This window comes from Stenotrophomonas cyclobalanopsidis (assembly GCF_008710035.1).
In the GTDB taxonomy this organism is placed as follows: domain Bacteria; phylum Pseudomonadota; class Gammaproteobacteria; order Xanthomonadales; family Xanthomonadaceae; genus Stenotrophomonas; species Stenotrophomonas cyclobalanopsidis.
Genome location: NZ_VYKI01000009.1, coordinates 101,821 through 125,174 on the forward strand (window position 1 = coordinate 101,821; position 23,354 = coordinate 125,174).

Annotated in this window: 19 protein-coding genes; 3 read left to right on the plus strand and 16 right to left on the minus strand. The window is 67.9% G+C overall.

Going from position 1 to position 23,354, the window contains the following annotated elements:
* Positions 1–56: 56 nt before the first annotated feature.
* From tkt to FJU31_RS09370, 14 genes are all read right to left on the minus strand, one after another.
* Positions 57–2,054 carry a transketolase gene (gene tkt, locus FJU31_RS09305; protein ID WP_150454501.1) on the minus strand — a complete coding sequence of 666 codons (1,998 nt, stop codon included), beginning with the start codon at positions 2,052–2,054 and terminating at the stop codon, positions 57–59.
* A 172-nt stretch (positions 2,055–2,226) separates the two neighbouring features.
* Positions 2,227–2,655, minus strand: a complete 429-nt coding sequence (locus FJU31_RS09310; RefSeq protein ID WP_246161266.1) for a hypothetical protein — start codon at positions 2,653–2,655, stop codon at positions 2,227–2,229.
* Positions 2,656–2,731: 76 nt separating this feature from the next.
* Positions 2,732–4,051 carry a dicarboxylate/amino acid:cation symporter gene (locus FJU31_RS09315; RefSeq protein WP_150454502.1) on the minus strand — a complete coding sequence of 440 codons (1,320 nt, stop codon included), beginning with the start codon at positions 4,049–4,051 and terminating at the stop codon, positions 2,732–2,734.
* A gap of 57 nt (positions 4,052–4,108) precedes the next feature.
* Positions 4,109–5,803: a BatD family protein gene (locus FJU31_RS09320; RefSeq protein ID WP_150454503.1), complete on the minus strand. Its 1,695-nt coding sequence runs from the start codon at positions 5,801–5,803 to the stop codon at positions 4,109–4,111.
* Positions 5,800–7,599: a VWA domain-containing protein gene (locus tag FJU31_RS09325; RefSeq protein ID WP_246161267.1), complete on the minus strand. Its 1,800-nt coding sequence runs from the start codon at positions 7,597–7,599 to the stop codon at positions 5,800–5,802. Before FJU31_RS09325 ends, FJU31_RS09320 begins: the two co-directional genes overlap by 4 nt.
* Positions 7,596–8,600: a vWA domain-containing protein gene (locus FJU31_RS09330; protein ID WP_150454505.1), complete on the minus strand. Its 1,005-nt coding sequence runs from the start codon at positions 8,598–8,600 to the stop codon at positions 7,596–7,598. Before FJU31_RS09330 ends, FJU31_RS09325 begins: the two co-directional genes overlap by 4 nt.
* Entirely contained in the window at positions 8,597–9,046 is a 450-nt protein-coding gene (locus tag FJU31_RS09335; protein WP_150454506.1) for a DUF4381 family protein, read from the minus strand. Before FJU31_RS09335 ends, FJU31_RS09330 begins: the two co-directional genes overlap by 4 nt.
* The gene (locus FJU31_RS09340; protein ID WP_150454507.1) at positions 9,043–9,972 is read right to left on the minus strand and encodes a DUF58 domain-containing protein; all 930 of its coding nucleotides are present in this window, start codon (positions 9,970–9,972) and stop codon (positions 9,043–9,045) included. Before FJU31_RS09340 ends, FJU31_RS09335 begins: the two co-directional genes overlap by 4 nt.
* Positions 9,973–9,980: 8 nt before the next feature.
* Complete coding sequence (locus tag FJU31_RS09345; protein ID WP_150454508.1) at positions 9,981–11,006, minus strand: AAA family ATPase; 1,026 nt, start codon at positions 11,004–11,006, stop codon at positions 9,981–9,983.
* 166 nt (positions 11,007–11,172) lie between these two features.
* Positions 11,173–13,143 carry a type IV pilus secretin PilQ gene (locus FJU31_RS09350; protein WP_150454509.1) on the minus strand — a complete coding sequence of 657 codons (1,971 nt, stop codon included), beginning with the start codon at positions 13,141–13,143 and terminating at the stop codon, positions 11,173–11,175.
* A 21-nt stretch (positions 13,144–13,164) separates the two neighbouring features.
* A complete protein-coding gene (locus tag FJU31_RS09355) occupies positions 13,165–13,671 on the minus strand; it encodes a pilus assembly protein PilP (protein WP_108770744.1) in 507 nt (168 codons plus the stop codon).
* A gap of 26 nt (positions 13,672–13,697) precedes the next feature.
* Positions 13,698–14,351 carry a type IV pilus inner membrane component PilO gene (locus FJU31_RS09360; RefSeq protein WP_150454510.1) on the minus strand — a complete coding sequence of 218 codons (654 nt, stop codon included), beginning with the start codon at positions 14,349–14,351 and terminating at the stop codon, positions 13,698–13,700.
* Positions 14,348–15,211 (minus strand): PilN domain-containing protein, encoded by an 864-nt coding sequence (locus FJU31_RS09365; RefSeq protein ID WP_150454511.1) that lies wholly within the window; start codon positions 15,209–15,211, stop codon positions 14,348–14,350. The genes FJU31_RS09360 and FJU31_RS09365 overlap by 4 nt, the downstream gene beginning before the upstream one ends.
* Entirely contained in the window at positions 15,211–16,269 is a 1,059-nt protein-coding gene (locus tag FJU31_RS09370; protein ID WP_150454512.1) for a pilus assembly protein PilM, read from the minus strand. Before FJU31_RS09370 ends, FJU31_RS09365 begins: the two co-directional genes overlap by 1 nt.
* A gap of 219 nt (positions 16,270–16,488) precedes the next feature.
* Between FJU31_RS09370 and FJU31_RS09375 the strand changes: the two genes are divergently transcribed.
* Both FJU31_RS09375 and FJU31_RS09380 read left to right on the plus strand, forming a co-directional pair.
* Positions 16,489–18,909, plus strand: coding sequence for a penicillin-binding protein 1A (locus tag FJU31_RS09375; protein WP_150454513.1), 2,421 nt, complete (start codon positions 16,489–16,491; stop codon positions 18,907–18,909).
* 239 nt (positions 18,910–19,148) lie between these two features.
* Positions 19,149–19,811, plus strand: coding sequence for a hypothetical protein (locus FJU31_RS09380; protein ID WP_150454514.1), 663 nt, complete (start codon positions 19,149–19,151; stop codon positions 19,809–19,811).
* Positions 19,812–19,862: 51 nt separating this feature from the next.
* Here FJU31_RS09380 and FJU31_RS09385 read toward each other — a convergent pair whose 3' ends face one another.
* Both FJU31_RS09385 and FJU31_RS09390 read right to left on the minus strand, forming a co-directional pair.
* On the minus strand, positions 19,863–21,686 hold the full coding sequence (locus FJU31_RS09385) for an asparagine synthetase B family protein (RefSeq protein ID WP_188115479.1): 1,824 nt from the start codon (positions 21,684–21,686) through the stop codon (positions 19,863–19,865).
* A gap of 107 nt (positions 21,687–21,793) precedes the next feature.
* Positions 21,794–22,420 (minus strand): porin family protein, encoded by a 627-nt coding sequence (locus FJU31_RS09390; RefSeq protein ID WP_150454516.1) that lies wholly within the window; start codon positions 22,418–22,420, stop codon positions 21,794–21,796.
* Between the two features lie 233 nt (positions 22,421–22,653).
* On the opposite strand from FJU31_RS09390, the gene FJU31_RS09395 reads away from it, so the two are divergent.
* The gene (locus FJU31_RS09395; protein WP_150454532.1) at positions 22,654–23,346 is read left to right on the plus strand and encodes a response regulator; all 693 of its coding nucleotides are present in this window, start codon (positions 22,654–22,656) and stop codon (positions 23,344–23,346) included.
* Positions 23,347–23,354: the final 8 nt, after the last annotated feature.

Genomic DNA, 23,354 nt, shown 5'->3' on the forward strand with positions numbered 1-23,354 from the left:
AAAACGAGAAAGGCCGGCTTGCGCCGGCCTTTCCCTTTCCTGCTTCGCGGGGCTGCTTACAGCGCCTTGGCAGCGGCCACCACGTGGTCGGTGGTGATGCCGAAGTGCTTGAACAGCTTGTCCGCCGGGGCCGAGGCACCGAAGGTGTCGATACCGATCACCGCGCCGTCCAGGCCGACGAACTGGCGCCAGAAACCGGTGACGCCGGCTTCGATCGCCACACGCTTGCGCACGGCGTTGGGCAGCACCGATTCACGGTAGGCCGCATCCTGGCGCAGGAACACGTCGGTGGACGGGATGGAGACCACGCGGGTCTTCAGGCCGGCGGCGTCCAGCTGGGCCTTGGCTTCGGTGGCCAGTGAGACTTCCGAACCGGTGGCGATCAGGATCACGTCCGGGGTGCCGGCGGCATCGGCCAGCACGTATCCACCGCGCTCGATCTGTGCGATCTGCTCGGCGCTGCGCGGCTGGTGCGGCAGGTTCTGGCGGCTGAACACCAGGCAGCTCGGGCCGTCCTGGCGGCTGATCGCGGCCTTCCAGCTCACCGCCGACTCGACGGCATCGCACGGGCGCCACACGTCGTTGTTCGGGATGTAGCGCAGCGAGGCCAGGTGCTCCACCGGCTGGTGGGTCGGGCCGTCTTCGCCCAGGCCGATCGAGTCGTGGGTGTAGACGTGGATGGCGTGGGCCGGGATCAGCGCGCTCATGCGCACGCCGTTGCGGGCGTAATCGCTGAACACCAGGAAGGTGGCGTCGAACGGAATGAAACCACCGTGCAGGGCCAGGCCATTGGCAATGGCGGTCATGCCGAACTCGCGCACGCCGTAGTACACGTAGTTGGCGTTGGCATCATCGCTGGCGACCGACGTGCTGCCCTTCCACAGGGTCAGGTTCGAATGCGCCAGGTCAGCCGAGCCGCCGACGATTTCCGGCAGCAGCGGGGCCAGGGCTTCGATGGCCTGCTGCGAGGCCTTGCGCGAGGCGATGGTGGCGCCTTCAGCAGCGACCTTGGCGATGTAGGCATCGGCCTGGGCGACGAAGTCGGCCGGCAGTTCGCCATGCGAACGACGGGTCAGCTCGGCGGCTTCGGCCGGGAACTGCGCCGCGTACTTGTCGAACTGCTGTTCCCACTCGGCCTGGCGCAGGGTACCGGTACCGCCGGCACGCCAGCCGGCGTAGATCTCTTCCGGAATCTCGAACGGACCGTAGTTCCAGTCCAGCGCCTTCCGGGTAGCGGCCAGCTCGTCCTTGCCCAGCGCGGCGCCGTGGCTCGATTCCTTGCCGGCCTTGTTCGGCGATCCGAAGCCGATCGTGGTGCGGCAGCAGATCAGGGTCGGCTTGTCGCTCTGCGACAGGGCGGCCTCGATGCCGGCCTTGATGCTTTCCGGGTCATGGCCGTCGACATCGCGCACCACGTTCCAGCCGTAGGCTTCGAAACGCTCGGGCGTGTTGTCGGTGAACCAGCCTTCGACGTTGCCGTCGATGGAGATGTGGTTGTTGTCCCAGAAGCAGACCAGCTTGTGCAGGCCCCAGGTGCCGGCCAGCGAAGCGGCTTCATGCGACACGCCTTCCATCAGGCAGCCATCGCCCATGAACACCCAGGTGCGGTGGTCGACGATCTCCAGCTCCGGGCGGTTGAAGCGCTGTGCCAGCAGCTTCTCGGCCAGGGCGAAGCCCACGGCGTTGGCGAAACCCTGGCCCAGCGGGCCGGTGGTGGTTTCCACGCCCGGGGTCTCGTGATACTCCGGGTGGCCGGCGGTGTGGCTGCCCAGCTGGCGGAACTGCTTGAGCTGCTCGATCGGCAGGTCGTAGCCGCTCAGGTGCAGCAGCGCGTACTGCAGCATCGAGCCGTGGCCGTTGGACAGCACGAAGCGGTCACGGTTGAACCACTGCGGGTTGTTCGGGTTGTGCCGGAGATAGTCGTTCCAGAGCACTTCGGCGATATCGGCCATGCCCATGGGCATGCCGGGATGGCCGGAATTTGCGGTTTCAACCGCATCAGCGGCAAGGAAGCGGATGGCGTTGGCCAACTGGCGACGGGTAGGCTGCGTCATGGTTCTGTCGGAATCGGGAGGCGGCCGCGGACGTGCGGGCGGCCTATTGTCGCAGTTTGAGCGTCTCGGCGCTTGCGCCGGCGATGGCGCTTTTCCGGCCGAACGGGCCACATTCAGCAGAAATGAAGACGCCCCGCGGTGCGGGGCGTCCTCGGCATCGGTGATGGGCGGTTTACTTGGCGGCCGGTGCAACCGCTTCAATCACGCCGCACATCGACTTCTGCTGGAAGTCCTCGCCGGTGGCGTACGCCGGCGGGGTCGACTTGGTGACGGTGATCTTCGAGCCCTTGCCGTCCGCCTCGACCAGCACGTTCCACGGCAGGGTGATCTGGCCGCCGTTGAGCTGGCCGATCTGCTCGAAGGTCAGCATGCCCAGGTCCTTGTCGATGCTGGCCACCTTCAGGCCGGCCTTCACGCCTTCGATCTGGATACGCTTCAGGGCATCGGCCGGGGCCACGCCGGGCACCACGTCCCAGGTGGTGAAGGTACGGCCGGCAAAGAAGCTGCCGTTGTTGGAGTAATTGGTCAGACAGGCCTTTTCGGCGCTGGCGTCGAAGGCCACCAGGGCCAGCACCGCCGTCAAAACGTACGAAATCCTCATTTCATCTCCCATTCGCACGGCGCCAATCCCGGCGCCTTCCATGCGCCGGTCAGTATCCCTACCCTCGGGCCGGGGTTCAATCGCGCGGTGCGACCCCGTCCTGGGGATCCGGGGCCTCGCCCTTGGCCACCAGCGTGGTCAGGGCCAGGTCGCCGGTCACGTTCAGCGCGGTACGGCACATGTCCAGGAAGTGGTTCACGCCCAGGATCAGGCCGATGCCCAGCGGGTTCACGCCGACCATGGCGCAGATCATCGCCACCACCGGCAGCGAGCCCGACGGCACACCGGCGGTACCGATGCCACCCAGGATGCAGACCGCCATCACCATGACCTGCTGGCCGATGGACAGGTCCACACCGAAGAACTGGGCCAGGAAGATCACCGTCACGCCCTCGAACAGCGCGGTGCCGTTCTGGTTGGCGGTGGCGCCCACGGTCAGTACGAAGCGCGACACGCGCTGCGGCAGCCCCATCTGGTCGGCCACGCGCAGCGCGGTCGGCAGGGTGGCGTTGCTGGAGGCGGTGGAGAAGGCCATCACCGTCGCTTCCTGGGTATCGCGGAAGAACGACAGCGGCGAACGGCCCGACAGCCACACCGCGGCGCCGTAGGTCACCACCATGTGCAGGCCCAGCGCCAGCACCACCACGCCCACGTAGGCGCCGAGGCGGAGGATCAGCTCGAAGCCGAACAGCGCGGCCAGGTTGAACATGAAGCAGGCCACCGCGTACGGGGCCAGGCGGATGACCAGGTTGATCAGGGTCATCGAGATTTCGAACACGCCTTCGATTGCGCGACGCAGCGGGGCGACCTTCTCTTCGTCGGTCAGCACCATGCCGATGCCGAACATCAGCGCGAAGAACATCAGCGACAGGATCGCGCCGTTGTCCGATGCCGCCTGCAGCACGTTGCTCGGCACGATCGACAGCAGCATGTCCATGCCCTTGGGCGTGCCATGGATGCCGGCGACAATCTCCTTGCTGCGCTCGGCGTTCTCCGACAGCATCAGCGCGGCCGTCTGCGGGTCGACGCCGGCGCCCGGCTTGAGCACGTTGACCAGCACCAGGCCGATGCCCACGGCGATGCCCGACAGCAGCACGGTGTAGGCCAGGGTCTTCCAGCCGATACGGCCGAGGGCGCGGATGTCGCCCATCTCGGAAACACCCATGATCAGCGCCGAGAAGATCAGCGGCACGATCAGCATGAAGATCAGGTTGAGGAACAGACCCGACGCCGGCGTGGTGATGTAGTCCATCACCCACTTGGCACCGGCCTGCAGACCATCGACGCTGCCGCCCAGGGCATGCACGGTCAACCCGAGGATCAGGCCGATCGCAAAGCCGATGCCCATCTTCCAGTGCAGGGGCAACTTCTTCTTGTCGGCAGCAGCTGCTGTCATACGCGGCATTCCTCGAAAAATGAATCTACTCTAACAAAGCGCGCAAGCCGCGCCGGTTCAGGGTCGCTGCGTGGGGTACAGCGGCGCAAGACCAGTGTCGACGGCTTTCTGCGGCGCCGACCAGTGCGGTCCGTCACGGAAGCACTCGCGCAGGCGCGCACGCAGCACCGACGCTTCGCCCTGCCCGCCCCAGCGCGCGGCCTGCAGGTCCAGCAGCACTTGGCGCTGGGCCGGATCGGCCAGACGCTCGATCACCTGCTCCAGGCGCTCGACGCCGGCCATCGCACACAACTGCGCCTGCACCTGGTCGAAGCCCTCGCCATCGAGTGCGCGGCGCAGCTCGGCCACGCTGCCACGCGATGCGCCGCTATGGATGGTGCCTGCGATGATCGGTGCGCCGGCAGACGCTGCACGACGGCCACGGCGCCAGCCCCAGGCCAGGGTCAGCAGCCACAGCACGGCCAGGCCAACGGCGGCCGCGATCCAAGGCCAGGGGCGCGCAACGGCCGTGCCCAACGGCACTGCGGTCGGTGCGGCCGGCGGCGCGTCGTCGCCGGGCAGCGCGGCCTGGGTATCGAGGGGCTGGGGCGCCGGGGTGCCACTGCGTCCAGCGGCCACCGTCAGGGTCAGGTCCGGCAGCGTGGCCTGCTCGGCGTTGCCGCTGTCCACGTTCCACCAGGTCACCTTCGGCCCCGGCACCACCAGCGTGCCGGCCTGGCGCGGCACGATCGAATAGCGCCGGGTGATCTTCAGGCGCGGCGTGCTGCCGCTGAAGGTCTCATCGTACTGGGCCGGTTCGGCAAAGACCTGCCCGGCATCGCCCACGTCGGGCACCGGCAGATCGGTGAACTGGGCGCGGGTCGCACCGTTGGCCACGGCTTCGACCACCACGGTGGCTGCTTCGCCGGCACGCGCACTGTCCGGCGCCGTGGTATAGCGCAGCTGCAGGCCGTGCAGCGGCAACCAGGGCTGCGGTGCCTGCGCCGGCTGCGCGCGCACCTGCAGGGTGCGCTCGGGCGAGACGGCGTTCATGCGCCCGTCGCCACCCGCGCCGAAGAAATCATCGAAGAAGCCACCTGCCGTGCGCCCGTTGAAGCGCGCACCGGGCAGCCGCAACGGCCCGCTGCGTTCGGGAATCAGCAGGAAGCGGCGCTCCACCACGTTGTAGCGGCGGCCGTTGACCTGGCGCACATCGGTGCGGTCCTCGCCCACCCGCTGCAGCGAAGCACCCTCGGGCGTATCCAGCACCAGCTCGCCCGAGGCCAGCTGCGAGGCGAAGTACAGACGCACCACCACGCCCACGCTCTGCTGCACGTAAGGCTGCGCGTCGTCCACTTCAGTCTCGACGAAGGCGGCGGCATTACTCTGTGCGTTGGCCACCGTGCCGGTGCCCACCTGCAGCTGCAGCGGTTCGGTGCGCTGGCTGCCGACCTGCAGCGAGGGCACCAGCAGGGTGCCGCTGCGGCGCGGGGTCAGCGTCACCGAGTACACGTTGCGCTGCTGCATGCTGCCGTTGCTCCACTGCACCTGGCGGCTGCTGCCCCGCGCGCCGAGCACGAAGTCTGCATTCAACGGCGCGTAGTCCGGGCTGCCCTGGTCGGTTTCCACCTGCAGGGTGACCGGCTCACCGAGGGTGGTACTGGCCGGGTCGAGCCACGCGCGCGTCTGCGCCAGCGCGGCCGACGGCAGCCACGCCAGCAGCATCGCCAGCAGCACCGTCACCTGGAATGTCCTGTGCGGCACGCCGATCATCGCCCTTCCCTCTTTCTACGTTCGTTTTCGAGCTGGAACTTGGTCCGCAGCAGCGAGCCCGGGTCATCTGGCACGCGACGCATCCACGCCTCCACTGCCTGCCGTTCCTCGCGCTGCTGCGGCGTGCGGCCGTCGCCACGCGTGGTCGGCTTGCCCTGCTCGCCGGGCCTGGACTGCTGCATGGCCTGCTGCATGCGCTGGCGCTGCTCGGCGTCGGCCTGCGCCTGCGCCTTCGCATCGGCGGCCTGCGGACCGGCATCCTGGCCGTCCTTCGTGTCGCCGGGCCTGCCCTGCTGCGGAGGCTGTTGATCCTGCTGGCCCTGCTTCGGGTCCTGCTGGCCCTGCTTGCCCTGTTGACCTGGCTGCTGCCCCTGCTTCGGTTGCGGCGGCGGCTGGCCATGCCCCTTGTTCTGGTTGGAGCGGTCGTTCTGGTCCTTGTTCGACGGCGGCTTGCGCTTGCGCGCGGCGTCGACCACCGCGCGGTTGGCCACGGCATCGGCCATGCCCGGATGCTTGGCCAGCGCGCGGTCGTAGGCGGCGATGGCGCCGTCGTAGTCGCCCTGCCGCGCCAGCGCGTTGCCGAGGTTGTACAGGCCGGCATCACTGTCGATGCCCTCGAAGCGTGCGCGCGCGGTGTCGAAATCACCGTTGCGGTAGGCCTGCACGCCTTCGGCGATGCGTTCGTGCTCGCGCTGGTCGGCACGCTGCCAGAGCGTGCCGGCTTCTTTTGCCGGCGCACTGCGTGGCTGCGCGTGCAGGTTGCCGGCCAACGGCAGCAGGCCCACCGCCAGCACCGCGGCAAGCACCGCGCGGCGACGGAACGCCAGAAGGGCCAGCAGCATCAGCGGCGGCAGCAGCCAGTAGCCTTCGTCCTGCCATTGCCTACCCTGCCCCGGGCGCTGCCGCGCGGTGCCATCGCTGGCATCCAGCACATCCAGTGCACGCAGATCGCGGTCATCGGCAGCAATGCGCGCGTACTGGCCGCCACCGGCAGTAGCCACCGTGCGCAGGCTGCCTTCATCCAGCGCCGCCTGAGCGATCTGCCCGCTGCCATCGCGGTAGGCCGCGCCCGTGGGCGTGCCCAGGCCCAGCACCGACACCTGCAGGCCGAGACTGCGTGCCTGCGTCGCGGCGAGCGCAGCGGCGGCATCGGCGTGGTCGCTGATCAGCAGGATGTGCCCACGCAGCGTGCCGGTCTGGCGCAGCAGCTGGGTCGCCCAGTCAATGGCACGGTCGGCATGCTGCCCATCGCGCGGCATCACCTCCGGCGACAGCGCATCCAGATACAGCGCGACATTGGCGGTGTCATCGGTCAGCGGTGCAACGGTGTAGGCGTCGTCGGCATACACCACCAGACCCACCTGGCCGCCCTGCCGCGCACGCAGCAGTGCGCCGATCTTGGCCCGTGCCTGCAGCAACCGCGACGGCGGCAGGTCGGTGGCGGTGATGCGGCTGGACAGATCCAGCACCACCACCAGCGGCGTGCCGGCCTGGTACATCGGCTGCGCCTGCTGGCGCCAGCTCGGGCCGGCTAGGGCCAGCACGGCCAGCGTCCAGCCCAGCAGGATGGCCCAGGGCAGACGCGCACGGCGGCGCCCACCTGCGGCCAGCAGGTGCGACAGCAGATGCGCGTCGACCGCCTGCCGCCACGCATCACTGCGACGTTGCCGGTACAGCGTGGCGGCGATGATCAGCGGCAGCGCGAGCAGCGCCCACAGCCACTCGGGCCGCAGGAAATGCAGTGCGCTCCAATCGGGAAGCGCGGCCTGGAATGTCTGCAGGAACGTGGCGATCATCGGCGGCGCTCCGGCCACAGCCATGCCAATGCGCCCAGCAACAGCGCCAGGGCCAGCGGCCAGGCATAGCGTTCATTGCGCGGGCGCAGGCTTGGGCCCTTCGCCGCGATCGGTTCCAGCCGGTCCAGCTCGGCATAGATGCCGGCCAGCTCGTCGGTATCGCGGGCGCGGAAGAAACGGCCGCCGGTCATTTCGGCGATCTTTCGCAGGGTGGCTTCATCCACCGGGTCGCGGTCACTGGCGATGGGGATGCCGAACAGACGCATGCTGCCATCACTGCCGAAGGCGACCGTATGCACGCGCACGCCTTCGGCACGCGCAAGCTCAGCCGCGCGCAGCGGCTCCAGCACACCGGCATTGCTGACGCCGTCGGTCAGCAGGATCAGCACGCGCTGCCCTTCCGGCTGGCTGCGCAGGCGCTTGACCGCCAGCGCGATGGCATCGCCGATGGCGGTCTCGCGCCCGGCCAGGCCGACCACGCTGTCGCGCAGCTGGTCGCGCACGCTGGCCAGATCGGCGGTGATCGGGGTGAGCGTATAGGCGCGGTCGCCGAACACCAGCACGCCGACGCGATCACCGGCGCGGCGGTCGAGGAAGTCAGCCAGCACCGCCTTGGCCGCAGTCAGACGCTCCACCGCCTGTGAACCGAGCACCATGTCCGGCTCGCTCATGCTGCCGGACACGTCCATCGCCAGCATCATCTGCCTGCCTTCCTGCGGCGGCGTGATCGCTTCGCCCAACTGCTGCGGCCGCGCCATCGCCACGCACAGCGCGGCCCAGGCCAACCACAGGATGATCGTGCGCAGCCAGGACGCATCGACGCGTCCACCGCCGGCCAGCGCCTGCAGCTCGGCGGCGGCATACGGCACGCGCAGGGCGGCGCCGGGTTCGGCCCGGCGTTTCCACAGATGCATCAGCAGCGGCACCGGCAGTGCCAGCAATGCCAGCGGCCAGGCCAGCTGCAGGTCCGGCCAGGGCCAGTAACTTGCCAGCAGGCTCATCGGCGACGCTCCTGCAGCAGCTGCAGGTAACGTTCGCGTGCCCAGCGACGGACCTCGGCCACTTCGTCCGCGGCCACCTGCGGGCGGTACGCGCCTTCGGCCAGCAGCCGGCGCTGCGGCTCGGCCAGGTCATCCTTCGGATCGACCCGCTGCCACCAGGCCTGGTCATACAGCGCTTCGCTGCCCGGCTGGGCCAGGCGCGCGGCGCGACGCAGCAGGCCGGCGACGGCGGCCAGTTCGGCCGCTGCAGTAGGCGCGGCCTGCAGTTCCTGGTCGAACTGCTGCAGCCAGCGCTGGCGTCGACGGCGGCGACGCTCGCCGATGAAGACCACGATGCCGAGCACCAGCAGCACAGCGCCGATCAGCATCAGCCAGCCCGGCGCCGGTGGCCACCACGAGGGCGACGGCGGCAGCGCGACGTCGCGCAGTGGCGGGGCCGCGCTCACGCCGGCACCTCGGTCGGTGCAGGTGCCAGCCAGGCGTCGCTGGGAGCATCGGTGGAAAGGATCTGCACATCCACCCGGCGTGCGGCCAGCTGCTGGCGCATGGCCTGCAGCGGTTCAACGAAGTGCGCGCGCCAGTGCTCCTGCACGTCGCTGCGGCGCAGATCCAGGCCGATGCGCTGCTGCGCGGCCAGGAACTGCAGCGGTGCCGAGGGCGGCTGCATTTCCAGCGGATCGACCAGCAGCAGCAGGCTCAGGTCGTGGTGCTGGGCCAGCGCACTCCAGCGCGCCGGGGCGATGCGCAGGGCCTGCTGGGGATCGGCCAGCACCAGCATGCGCGCACCGGGGCGCAGCACACGGCCGGCGTGGTCCAGCGCGCGCTCCAGGCCGAGGTCATCGGCGGGCGGCTGCGCGTACCAGCGGGTCAGTGCGTCGAGCACGCGCAGCACGCCACGCGGGCCGCCGGCCGGAGCGATGGGCGGTTCATGGTCGCTGCCACGCAGCGCGCCGATGCGGTCGCCACGACGCTGTGCGGACCACGCCGCCACGGCACCGGCACGCGCGGCCTGCACCGACTTGAAGCGCACGCGCGTACCGAAATAGAGCGCTGGCGAGGTGTCGGCGACGATCAGGCTGACCCGTTCGCGCTCGGCCTGGAACAGCTTGGTATGGGCGCGACCGGTGCGCGCGGTCACCCGCCAGTCGATATGGCGGGCGTCATCACCGGGTACGTACTCGCGCGACTCGGCGTATTCCATGCCGCGTCCGCGCAGCGGTGACGGTGCCTGGCCGGCATTGCCCACGCGGCCACGGCGCGGCGGCGGCGGTCGCTGCGCCAGCCGGCGCAGGGCCACCAGCTCGGCCAGCTGCGGGCGCAGGCCATCGCCTTCGGCCACGCTGGCGCTGTGCGGCGGGGATGAATCGGACATGTGCAGGCTCAGGGCGCCGGCACTCGGGCCAGCAGTTCCTGCACCAGGCGCTCGCCATCCCAGCCTTCGGCCGTCGCTTCATAGCTGGGCAGCACGCGGTGGCGCAGCACGTCGGCGGCCACGGCACGCACGTCATCCGGGGTAACGAAGTCACGACCGGCCAGCCACGCACGCGCTCGCGCGCAGCGCTCCAGTGCGATCGAGCCGCGCGGGCTTGCGCCCCAGGCGATGCGGCGGCCGAGGCCGGCGTCGTAGCGCGACGGATCGCGCGAGGCCAGCACCAGTTCGATCAGGTAACGCTCCAGTGCCGGCGCCATGTGCAGGTCCAGTACTTCGCGTCGGGCGTCGAACACCACCTGCATCGGCAGTTTTTCCGGTGCCGGCGCGGCATTGTCCAGCGCACCGCGCGCGCGGTCGCGGGCCAGGCGCAGGATCTCCGCTTCAGCGGCCTCATCCGGATAACCGATGCGCACATGCATCAGGAAACGGTCCAGCTGCGCTTCCGGCAGCGGGAAGGTGCCTTCCTGCTCGATCGGGTTCTGCGTGGCCATCACCAGGAACAGCGACGGCAGCGCATAGGTATGGCGGCCGACGGTGACCTGGCGCTCGCCCATCGCTTCCAGCAGCGCCGACTGTACCTTGGCCGGGGCGCGGTTGATTTCGTCGGCCAGCAGGATCGGGTGGAAGATCGGGCCGGGCACGAATTCAAAGCGGCCCTCCTGCGGGCGCCAGATCTCGGTCCCGGTCAGGTCGGCCGGCAGCAGGTCCGGGGTGAACTGGACGCGGGCGAAATCGGCTTCCAGGCGCGAGGCCAGCGCACGGATGGCGGTGGTCTTGGCCAGGCCGGGGGCGCCTTCGACCAGGAGGTGGCCGTCGGCCAGCAGGGCGATCAGCAGGCGCTCGACCAGCGCGGCCTGGCCGACGATCTCGGCCGACAGGGCATCACGCAGCCCGGTGAAGGCGGCATGCAGCTGCGAAGTGGTCGGCGCGGGCGGCGGCGTGGCGGATTCGGGCATCGGCGGTGGCAGGTTCATGGGGGCCTTTGACCGGCGCGGAACGGCACGGGTTCCCCACATCATCGCAGGCCGGTCCGCGGATTGGATCAAGGACGGATGAATGGCCATCCGCACAGGCCGTGGATCCACCACGAAAAAGGGCCGCACATGGCGGCCCCGTCTCGTACAGCGTATGTGGGCTGGCTCAGCTCTTCTTGGCCACGCGCAGCACCTTCGGGGTCACGAACACCAGCAGTTCGGCCTTGTCCTTGTTGCGGCCACGCTTCTTGAACAGATTACCCAGGAACGGGACATCGCCCAGGAACGGCACCTTGCTGACGCTGCTGCGGTCGGTGAACTCGTACACGCCACCGATCACCACGGTCTGGCCGTCTTCCACCAGCACGGCGGTGTTGACCTCGCGGCGGTTGATTTCCGGGATTTCACCGTAGCCGGCCAGGGTGATGTAGCGCTGCACTTCGTCCTTCTTGACCGCCATGTTCAGGAACACACGGTTGTCGTCGGTGATGGTCGGGGTGACCTTCAGCTCCAGCACCACTTCCTTGAACTGCACGTTCGGGGTCTGCGCACCGCCGGCCGCACCGCCGCCGCTGATGGTCACGTAGCCGATTTCCTTACCCTGCTTGATCAGGGCCTCGCGCTGGTTGGTGGTCACCACGCGCGGGTTGGAGATCACTTCACCACGCGACTCCTCCTGCATGGCCGACAGTTCGACGTCCAGCAGGTAACCCGCGTTGAGGATGGACAGTGCCAGCGAGCCGGGGTTGCTGGTGGAGGCCACCGGCAGGTCCCAGTTCAAGCCTCGGGTAATGCTCGAGGCAACCGGCACCGGTGCGGGACCGACCCTGCCGCCGGCGATCCAGTCACGAACAGCATTTGCATTGGTCGCAGCAGTGGCTACCTGCGATTTGCGGGTCTCCGTGTTGGAGTCGAGATCACCGCTGAAGTACACATTGTCACGGCTGCCACTGATGCCGAACTTCGCACCCAGTTCGCGGGCAAAGGTATCGGTGGCGATGACGATGCGGCTCTCGATCAGCACCTGGTCGACCGGGCGGTCGATCACGTTGATCAGCTCACGCATGCGCGCGATCTTCTTCGGGATGTCGCTGATCATCAGGGTGTTGGTGCGCTCGTCGGCGACGATGCGGCCGCGCGAGGACAGGAAGCCACTCTCTTCCTGGCTGGAGCTGGAGCCGCCACCACCACCGCTGCCACCACCGCCGATGCCCTTGGCCTCGGTCAGCGCCTTGAAGATCTGCGTGGCGCTGTGGTAGTTGATCTGCACGTAATCGGTCACCAGATCCTCGCGGTTCTCGATGGCGATGCGTGCGTCTTCCTTTTCCTGCTCGAACTTGGCCAGCTCGGCCTGCGGCGCGACCCAGATCACGCTGCCGTCGCGACGCTTGTCCATGCCCTTGGCGCGCAGCACGATGTCCAGTGCCTGGTCCCAGGGCACGTTGACCAGGCGCAGGGTCACATTGCCCTGCACCGAATCCGACGCCACGACATTCAGGTTCGACTCTTCGGCAATCAACTGCAGCACGGTGCGCACCGGCACGTCCTGGAAGTTGAAGGTGACCGGCTTGCCGCTGTAGCCACGCTCCGGCACGCCCTTGGCAGCCTGGGTGACACTGCCTGCGGTGACGGCACCGACGGCGGCCGGTGCCTTGCGGGCACTGATCTCGACCACGTACTCGTTGCCGCTCTGGTAGGCCAGCGATTCGACCGCACCGCCGGTGCTCAGCACCAGCTGGGTGCCCGCGCCGGACGGCTTGGCGTCGATGCGCTGCACCGGCGTGGCGAAGTCGGTGACGTTCAGCGGCTTCTGCAGGTTGGCCGGCAGCCGGGCATTGCCGACGTCGACCACCACGCTGTTGTCCTGTGTGCGCAGGTCAGGGATCGCGCCCTGGCCGTCGAACTGGACGATCAGGCGGCCACTGCCGTCATCGCCACGCTTGAAATCGATCTTCTGCACCGACAGCGAGGCCGGCGCCGAAGCCTGCGTCGCTACGGCGGTGCCTGCCGGCTTTTCGGCCGGTGCGGCAGCCAGCGCCGGAGCGCAGGCCAGCATCAGCGCGACTCCCAGCGCGCTGATGCGGTTCAAGGTGGAGCGCCGGATGGGTCGCAGCCCCTTGGCTTGGTGAAAAGTCATCGTGCTATCCCCAGTAAACGATCATTGATCATCGAGCGCGAGCGTGGCCGGACGTTCCAGCCAGCCCCCCGCACCGTCCGGCACAAGTTCGATCAGTTCCACGCGGTCTTCGTAGACCGCGGTGACCCGCCCGTCGCTCTGCCCAAGGTATCCACCCGGGCGCACCCGGTAGGTCACCTTGTCGGGCCCCATCACCAGGGCGACCGTGCCGCCTCCGGTACCGATGGTCCCCACCATGTCCAGCGCATCCAGCGGGAAGCCTTCAAGCGGCTCCTTGCGCCGGTTCGGATCCGGACGGGTTCCCCCAGCCCCCTGCTGCGGATTGGCCCAGGCATCGGTGAACGGATCGCGCATGCCCTGCGCGGAATACTCGAAGGTCTCGAACTGCTGCATCACCGGCAGCGGCTCCAACGGCTGCGCCGGTCGTGCGCGCTCGCTTTCAACCCACTTTTCCAGATTGGGGGCGTCGCCCGGCGTGCTGGTGATGCCGCGGCCGCAGCCGGCCAGCAGCAATACCGCCATCGCCATGCCACCCCGTGCAATGAAGGAACGGATCACTTCTGTGCCTCCTTGCCGGGTTCAACCTGTTGCTCTGCGATCTCGGACTCATCCAGGTACCGGTAGGTCTTGACCGTACCAGACAGCTCCAGCGCGCCGGCGCGGATGCTGCCACCGGTCTTGTCGGCCGGCTTCAGGTTGATGTCGTGCATGGTCAGGATGACCACGCGCGGCAGCGAGGCCACGCCACTGACGAACGCGCCGAACTGGTGGTAGCTGCCCACCATCTTCAGCTTGATCGGCTTCTCGGCGTAGAACTCCTTGATCTGTTCCTGTTCCGGCTCGAACAGCTGGTTGGTCAGGCCGCTGGACAGCGCGGTCTGCGAGATGTCGATGATCAGGTCCGGCATCTCGGTCTTGCTGGGCAGCTGCCGCAGCATCTGCTGCAGGACCTGTTCCATCTGTGCGAGCTGCTGCTTGAGCGGTTCAAGGTTCACCGCGCGTGCCTGCTCGGTGCTGAACTGTTCGCGCAGCGAGGCCTCCTGGCCTTCCAGGCTTTCCAGTTCCTCGCGCTTGCCGCTGATCAGCAGCATGTACGCCACGAACATGATGACCAGGGCGATCAGCGCGCAGAACACGATCTTCGCGTTCCGCGGCCAGTTGCCGATGTCGTTGAAGTCCAGGCTCTTGAGGTCGACTTTCCTGCTCATGCGCGGTCCCCCTGCAGCGGGGCGTGGAAGGCCTGCGGCGGCTGCGCCAGGCGGCTGCCCTCAGGCTTGGGCGGGGATGCCGGCCGGGCGGCCGGCGCTGCCGGCGCGGGCTGGGCAGCCGGCGCGTTGGCCGGGGCTGCCGCGGGTGCCGGAGCCTGGCCAGCTGCGGGAGCAGCCGCATCCGGGCCTGCCGACAACGGCGCGACAGCGGGAGCCGCAGCTGCGGGCGTCGCCACCGAGCCATCGGCATTGAGGCCGGGGGTGGTGTTCTCGTCGCTCTGTGCCGGCAGCTTCACCGTCACCTTGAACAGGTACGGCAGGGCCTTGATGTCAGCCACCGGGCCACCGGCACGGATTTCCTTGTCCTTCTCCGGGTTGCTGGCTTCGATGATCGACAGCTCGGGATTGGTCATCCAGCCGGACACTTCCAGATTGCGCATGTACGCCGAAACGCGAGCGTTGGACTGGGTGCGGCCTTCCAGGGTGAGCATGTCGCCATCCTGGGTCAGGGCGGTCAGCACCACGCCATCGGGAATGGTGCGGACCAGCGCATCGAACAGATGGACCATCTGCGAGCGCTTGGCCTGCAGTTGTTCGATGACGGCCTTGCGCGCCAGCAGGCGGCTCTTCTGTTCGTCGAGGCGCTTGATCTCCTCGTTCTGCTTCTTGACCTTGTCGATCTCGGTCTGCAGGTAGGCGTTGCGCTCCTGCTGGCCGCTGACCTGCATGTCGTAGTAGAACCAGATCAGCAGGGACAGCAGCAGGCCACCGAGCGCGGCCATGCCCAGCATGACGCCGAACTCGCGCTGGCGCTGCTTGCGCCGTTCGGCGCGCCAGGGCAATAGATTGATGCGTGCCATCAGTCGAAGCTCCTCAGTGCCAGACCGGTGGCGATCATCAGCGCGGGGGCATCCTGGGCAAGCGCCTGCGCCTGCACCTTCGGGCCCAGGGTCATTTGTGCCAGCGGGTTGGCGACCACGGTCGGCACGCCCAGCTGCTCTTCGACCATCTCCGGCAGACCGGCCAGCGCGGCGCAACCGCCGGCAAGCACGATGTGGTCGACCCGGTTGTATTCACTGCCCGCGTAGAAGAACTGCAGGAGGCGGCTGATCTGCTGGACCGTCGCTTCCTTGAAGGGCTCCAGCACTTCCACGTCGTAGCTTTCCGGCAGCCCGCCCTGGCGCTTGGCCAGGCCGGCTTCCTCGTAGCTCAGGCCGTAGCGGCGCATGATCTCGTCGGTCAGCTGCTTGCCACCGAACACCTGTTCGCGGCTGTACAGGCTGCGGCCGCTGCGCAGGACGTTCAGCGTGGTCATGGTGGCGCCGATGTCGACCAGGGCCACCACCCCGTCGTGGGACACCGGCAGCTCGCTGGCCACCAGGGCGAAGGCGTTCTCGACCGCGAAGGCCTCCACGTCCATCACCTTGGCCTGCAGGCCGCCCAGCTCCAGCGCAGACTGGCGCAGCTCGACATTTTCCGAGCGCGAGGCAGCCAGCAGCACCTGGACCATCTCCGGGTTGTTCGGGATCGCCCCGATCACCTCGAAGTCCAGGTTCACTTCTTCGATCGGATACGGAATGTAGTTGACCGCTTCCAGCTCGATCTGGGCTTCCATGTCGGCTTCGTCGAGGTCGGCCGGCATCGGGATCAGCTTGGTGATCACCGCCGAACCGGCCACGGCGGCCGCGGCCAGCTTGGCCTTGCTGCCGGAACGGCTCATCGCCCGGCGGATGGCCTCACCCACGGCTTCCACTTCGACGATGTTCTTTTCAACCACAGCATTCGGCGGCAGCGGTTCCACGGCGTAGTGTTCCACGCGGAAACGGTTGCCGCTGCGGGAAAGCTGCAACAGCTTTACCGCAGTCGAACTGATGTCGACGCCAATGAGCGGCGACTGACTTTTTGGGATGAGCCCCACGGTTTCTCCCCTGCCGACGGGCACTTGGACACACGATCTGCGTCCGCGCATTAATAACGTATTTTTAGCAAATCGCAACCGCCCTGCTGTGAACCCCTTCACAGGATGAACACGCAGCCCCTGGCGACTCCCCTTGCGTTCCCCGGTACCGGCCCCAGCCGTCACCTTGCGTAATCTATACTCTGCGACCGTGAAATTCGCAATCGGAATCTGACGTCGATGACCCGTCTCCGCCGCTGGCTGCGCTGGATCTTTATTGTTGTCCTGGTCCTGGCGCTGGTCGGTGCTGCCGCAATCGGCGGCCTGTACTACGCCGTATCGTCCAAGCTTCCCGATGTGCAGGCCCTGCGCGATGTCGAGATGCAGGAGCCGATGTACGTCTATGCCGCCGACGGCAAGCTGATGGCCGTCTTCGGCGAGACCCGGCGCACGCCCATCACCATGGAGGACGTGCCGGACAAGCTGAAGAAGGCGTTCCTGGCGACCGAGGACGCCCGCTTCTATGAACACGGGGGCGTGGACTACAAGGGCATCGCCCGCGCGGTCTGGCTGCTGGCCACCACCAATGACAAGCGCGTGCCCGGTGGTTCGACCATCACCCAGCAGGTCGCCCGCCAGTTCTTCCTCAGCTCCGAGTACAGCTACACCCGCAAGCTGGCCGAGATCCTGCTGGCCCGCAAGATCGAATCCGAGCTGAGCAAGGACGAGATCTTCGAGCTGTACCTGAACAAGAGTTTCTTCGGCAACCGCGCCTATGGCGTGGCCGCCGCCGCCGAGTTCTACTACGGCAAGAAGCTGAACGAGCTGGACCTGGACGAAATGGCCTCGCTGGCCGGCATCCCCAAGTTCCCCTCCTCCGGCAACCCGATCTCCAACCCGGAACGTGCCCGCCAGCGCCGCGACAACTACGTGCTGCAGCGCATGGCCGACCTGAAGTTCGTCAGCCAGGCCGAGGCCGATGCGGCCAAGGCCGTGCCGATGCACGCCACCCCGCATGAGCCGCCGGTGGAGGTGTACGCCCCGTACGTGGCCGAGCTGGTGCGCCAGGAAATGATCGCCCGCTTCGGCGGCGACGTGGTCAACAAGGGTTACCACGTCACCACGACCATCGATGCCACCCTGCAGGAATCGGCCAACCTGGCCGTGCGTGACGGCCTGCTGCTGTATGACCACCGCCACGGCTGGCACGGCGTGGAGAAGCAGGTGCAGCTGGGCGCCGGTGATGACGCCGCCGCCCTGGCCGAGCACCTGCGCGGCATCGCCGGCCAGGCCGGCCTGCTGCCGGCCATCGTCGCCAGCACCGGCGCCGACGGCAGCGCCACCGTGGTCCTGGCCAACCGCAGCGAGATCGTGCTGCCGGCCGGTGCCGCCAAGTGGACCAACAAGACCCCGGGCAAGCTGGTGCAGCGCGGCGACATCGTGCGCGTGCGCGCTGGTGCCAAGGAAGGCGAGTGGCTGCTGGACCAGATTCCGCGCGGCCAGTCCGCCCTGGTCTCGCTGGATGCCCACAGCGGCGCCCTGAAGGCCCTGGTTGGTGGTTTCAGCTTCTCCGGCAACAAGTTCAACCGTGCCACCCAGGCCCGCCGCCAGCCGGGTTCAAGCTTCAAGCCGTTCGTCTACGCGGCCGCCTTCGACAAGGGCTACAACCCGGCCTCGATCGTTCTCGACGCCCCGGTCGTGTTCCGCGACCGTCGCGGCAAGACCTGGGCCCCGCAGAACGACGGCGGCGGCTTCCGCGGCCCGATGCGCCTGCGCGAGGCGCTGGTGCAGTCGCGCAACCTGGTCTCGGTGCGCCTGCTCGATGGCATGGGCGTGGATTACGCGCGCAAGTACATCAGCGAGTTCGGCTTTGCCGAATCGGAACTGCCGCCGAACCTGTCGATGTCACTGGGTACCGCCTCGCTCACCCCGCTGTCGGTGGCCCGCGGCTACGCCGTGTTCGCCAACGGCGGCTCGCGCGTGGACACCTGGCTGATCGACCAGGTGAGCGACCGCGAGGGCACCGTGGTGTTCAAGGAGAACCCGGCCCTGGCCTGCCGCGAGTGCGCCGGCACCAGCGACCAGCCGGTGAACCAGGTGGTGGATGGCTTCAACTTCGGCGCCCCGGCGCCCAAGCCCGATGCCACTGCGGCTGCCACGCCGGCCACCGAGACCCCGGCCGCGCCGGTCAACCCGGATGCTCGCACCGCCCCGCGCGCGATCGACGCCCGCACGGCGTACCAGCTGGTGTCGATGATGCGCGACGTGGTCCAGCGCGGTACCGGTACCGCCGCCAAGGTGCTCGGCCGCGCCGACCTGGGCGGCAAGACCGGTTCGACCAACGACCACCGCGACGCCTGGTTCTCCGGCTTCGGCGGCCCCTACGTCACCACGGTCTGGGTGGGCCGCGACGACTTCCGCTCACTGGGCTACCGCGAATACGGTGGCAAGGCCGCCCTGCCGATCTGGATCGACTACATGCGCACCGCCCTGAAGGACGTGCCGCTGGCCGAGAACGAACCGCCGGCAGGCATGGTCCAGGCCACGCTCAACGGCGCGGTGGAGTGGGTGAAGGTGGAAGACATGGACCGCCTGACCGACTACGACCTCAACCTGCAGAACACCCCGCAGGCCGACGCTGCCGCGTTCGATATCTTCTAAGACCGGTATGGCTGCCGGTACGGGTGGGTGCCAACCGTTGGTTGGCACTGCTCGCGCATCCGCCGGGCATGGCCCGGCGCTACCGGGGGCCGGCGTTGGTTGGCGCTCGCGCATCCGCCGGGCATGGCCCGGCGCTACCGGTAGATGCCAACCTTGGTTGGCGCTCCGGGAGCCGCGCCCCCACGCAGAGGTCACATCACTGCGCTAACCTGTCCCCAGGTCGCATCAGGAGTCTTTGCATGCATCGGGCACGTCAGCATGCTGCCAGCCAGACCCGCGAGCGGCGCCACCGCCTCGCCCACGAAGCCGCCCGCCTCATGGCCGAAGGCGGCATCCGCGACTACCACCAGGCCAAGTTGAAGGCCGCCAGCCGCCTCGGCATCCACGACGATGCCTCCCTGCCCCGCAATTCCGAGATCGAAGACGCCCTGCGCGAACACCAGCGGCTGTTTGCCGGCCCCCAGCATGGCAACGAACTGCAGCGGCGCCGCGAAGCGGCCATAAACGCCCTGGAGTTCCTGCATGGCTTCGCCCCGCGCCTGGTCGGGCCGGTGCTGGAGGGCACCGCCGATGCCAACAGCCCCGTGCAGCTGCACCTGCACAGCGACGACGCCGAGGCCGTGCACCGCTTCCTGGACGAACACCGCATCCCCGCCGAATCGCGCGTGCGGCGGCTGCGCCTGGACCGCGAACGCAGCCTGGATGTCCCGGTGTGGGTATTCAGTGCGGAGGAACTGACCTTTGATCTGGCCGTGCTGCCCTACGACGCCATGCGCCAGGCACCGCTGTCGCCGGTGGATGAAAAGCCGATGCGGCGGGCGTCGATCGCGCAGCTGCGGCAGCTGCTGGCGGACGCGGAGATCACCACCTACGTCGGCAGCTCAAGCGTGCCGCCCCTGTAGAGCCGAGCCCATGCTCGGCTGTATTCCGCGCAGCCGAGCATGGGCTCGGCTCTACAGGGCGCGCACCGGGCTGAGCACGTGCCGCTGGTACCAGGCCTGGAACATCAGCACGGTCCACAACAGCGGGTGCCAGCGCCGCTCGCCGGCCAGGAACTGCCGCCACATCCGCTGGATCACCGCCTCGTCAAACAGGCCGTGAACCTGCAGCGCTGCGCTTGACAGCAATGAATCGGCCCAAGGCCGCAGTGGACCGCGCAACCAGGTCGCCAGCGGCGGCCCAAACCCCCGCTTGGGGCGGTTCACGAGTGCTTCCGGCAGATAGCGACGCAGCACCTGCCGCGGCAGCCATTTGTGTTGCCCATCGCGGTATTTCATGTGCGCAGGCAACTGCCAGGACAACGCCATGATCTCCGGATCCAGCAGCGGTGACTGCACCTGCACTCCTGCGTGCAGCGCCGCACGATGGGTCTTGGTGAGAATGCCTTCGGCCAGTTCCATCGACACTTCAAGCTGCTGCAGCTGCAACGCGTCATCGGCATGCAGCGGCACGCCGTGCGGGTCGTCATACAAGGTGCGCAACGTCCGCGCGCCCTTCACCAGCTGGCAGGGCTGCCGCCAGCGCACCGTGCGCAGATGGAAGTGATGGCGGATATCGGCGCTGGCCACGTTCGCCATCAGCGCAGGCCACCCGCCCAGTCGTGGACGTTCACCGAACCGCGTTGCGCAGCTGCGGGCAAGGCGGCGCAGCGGTGACGGCAGCAGGCGGGCCAGCCGCGCATTGCGCAGCGCTTTGGCGTGGGCCGCATGGCCAAGCCATAGTTCATCCCCGCCATCGCCAGCCAGGGCCAAGCCCTGGCGATGGCCCATCCACTGGCTGGCCAGCAGCGTCGGCAACTGGGAGGCATCGGCGAACGGCTCACACCAAGCCTCGGCAACCTCCGGCAGCAGCTCACGTGCCGAGTTCCCGCACAGCAGCACCTCATGGTGGTGCACACCCAGCGCCTTGCCGACTGCCGCCGCCCACGGCCGCTCATCATGGTCCTCATGGCGGAAACCCACGCACAGCGTGTCGACGGGCGTTGCACTATGTGCCTGCAGCGCTGTCGCCACCAAAGACGAGTCGACGCCCCCCGACAGGAAACACGCGCGTGCGCCTGCGGCGTGCGCATCGCCCACCGCACGGTGCAGCAATGCATCCAGCCGCTGCACCGCGATGCGATCATCGGCTGCAGTGTCCAGCGGTGCGCCACCTGCAGTGGCCTCCGCCAGCGAAAGAATGCGCTGGTCAATGCCGGGGTGATGCATGCGTGGGCCGTTGACCAGCATGCGTGCATCCATCTTCAGCACCGCACCGGCACGCAGCTTGAACAGGCCGTTGAACATGCAGTGCGGCGCAGGCACATAGCCACGCTGCAGATACAGGGCCAGCACATCGCGGTTGATCGTGGGCTCGCAGCGCGGGTCGGCACGCAGCATGCGCAGTGCAGAAGCGAAGACGAAATCGCCCTGCAGCCAACCGTAGTAGAGCGGGTGCTGGCCGGCCACATCACGCACCAGCCACAGCTCCAGCGACTGCAGATCCAGCACAGCCAGCGCATACGCACCTCGCAGCTGCGGAAGCACCGCAGCAATACCCTGCCCGGTGATCAGTGCGGCCAGCTCCTGGCCACAGGGTGTCATCAGCAAGCCGTCGATGGCCACCACGTAGCGGCCGCATGCCGACACCTGCACCGGCTTGCCGGGCGACAAGCCTTTGCGGCCACGGGCCAGAGCGATGGTGCTCAGCGGATCCTGCCAGCACGAGGCTTCTCCGGCGGCATCCGGCAGCGTGGCCAGCATCCCCATGGCCCGTCGCTTGGGCGAAAGCGCCCGCATGTAAGGGGTCCAGACCCCTGCAATACCATTCATTCGCACGCGTCCGTGGCAGTGCACCCGCCAGGGCGGGCGGTGGGAGAGAGACACCACCCGCCCCGGCTCAGGCATCAGAAGTTGTAGCCGTAGGAAACGGTCAGCTGCGAATTGTTCAGGCGGTTGCCACCTGCAGCCTTGGCCACCTCGCTGCCTTTACGGGAACGCAGGACGTCGTATTCGATGCGCATGAAGCTCTTTTCAGAGAGATAGAAGTTCGCGCCCACGCCATACTGCGTCGCCAAGCCACGTGCCTTCACCTTGCCCAGATCACCACCAGGCGCGTACTTGGTCTGCATCTGGCCGGCACCCACGCGACCGAACAGCTCCACACTGTCGCCCACCGGGATGATGCCCAGCGCCGATACCGTCAATGCGCGGCTGCTGACATCGGCACGCTGGAGGGTGCCCTGCTTCTTGGAGGATTTCTTTTTGCCCTTGGCCGTGCCGCTGAAATCCGACTCGATGGCCAGATACTCGTTGATGCGATAACCGGCACCCACGTTGTAGGCCAGCTTGGAGCTGCCCACGTCCTTCGACTTCTTGTCTGCAGCGGACTGCTTGCCGTGTGCGGTGACCTTGCCCTTACCCAGGCCCACCACACCGTAGGCGCCAACGCGATCACCGGCATCGGCGAACGCAGCAGCGGGGCTGGCAACCAGGGCCAGGGCGACGATCAGGGGGGACAGCTTCTTGCTCATGTGGGACTCCACGTTGTTGGAGCCCCTAGCTTGCGGATGCCAGCCCGCCTGTGCCTCAGTGCGTCTGTGGCACCCATGTCACGGCAGACAGGCCCATCCTGACGTTCTGTAACACCCCGCCACGCCAGCTGAACGCAGCCCCTGCATTGCAACGCCATGTCGCATTTGGCAGTGACGTGAATGGCAATGCACTGCCTACCATCGACCGCGTTCTGCAACTATTCCTAACGCGCATGCATCGGCTCCTGCTTGTTGAAGATGATGACCGCCTTGCCGGTCTGATCACCCGCTACCTCCAGCGCCACGCCTTCCACGTCACCCGGGTTGCCACCGGGCAAGACGCCATCCAGCACGTGGCCAGCGAGACCCCGCAGATCATTCTGCTCGACCTGGGTCTGCCGGACATGGATGGCCTGGATACCTGCCGGGCGTTACGGCGTGCGTACGCCGGCCTGCTGTGTATCTTCAGTGCGCGCGCCGATGACATCCATCAAGTGGTGGGACTGGAGCTGGGCGCGGATGATTACTTCACCAAGCCCATCGAGCCGGCCGTGCTGGTCGCGCGCCTTCGCGCCCACCTGCGGCGCACGCACGTTGGCGGGGAGGCCGACCATGCGCCGCTTGTCTTCGGCCAGCTGAGCATCGATCCCGGCAGCCGCACCGTGCAGCTGGACAACGCGCCGGTCGCGCTGACCACGGCCGAGTTCGATCTGCTGCTGATCCTGGCGCGCAACGCTGGCCGTATCCTGCACCGCGATGCGCTGTTCCAAGGCCTGCGCGGCATCGGCTTTGACGGCATGGACCGGTCCATCGACGCGCGCGTATCGCGGCTGCGCCGCAAGCTGGGCGATCTCGATACCGAGCCGTTGCGGATCCGCACCGTGCGCGGGCGGGGCTACCTGTTCAACGCAAGCGGCTGGCAGTGAGGTCACGG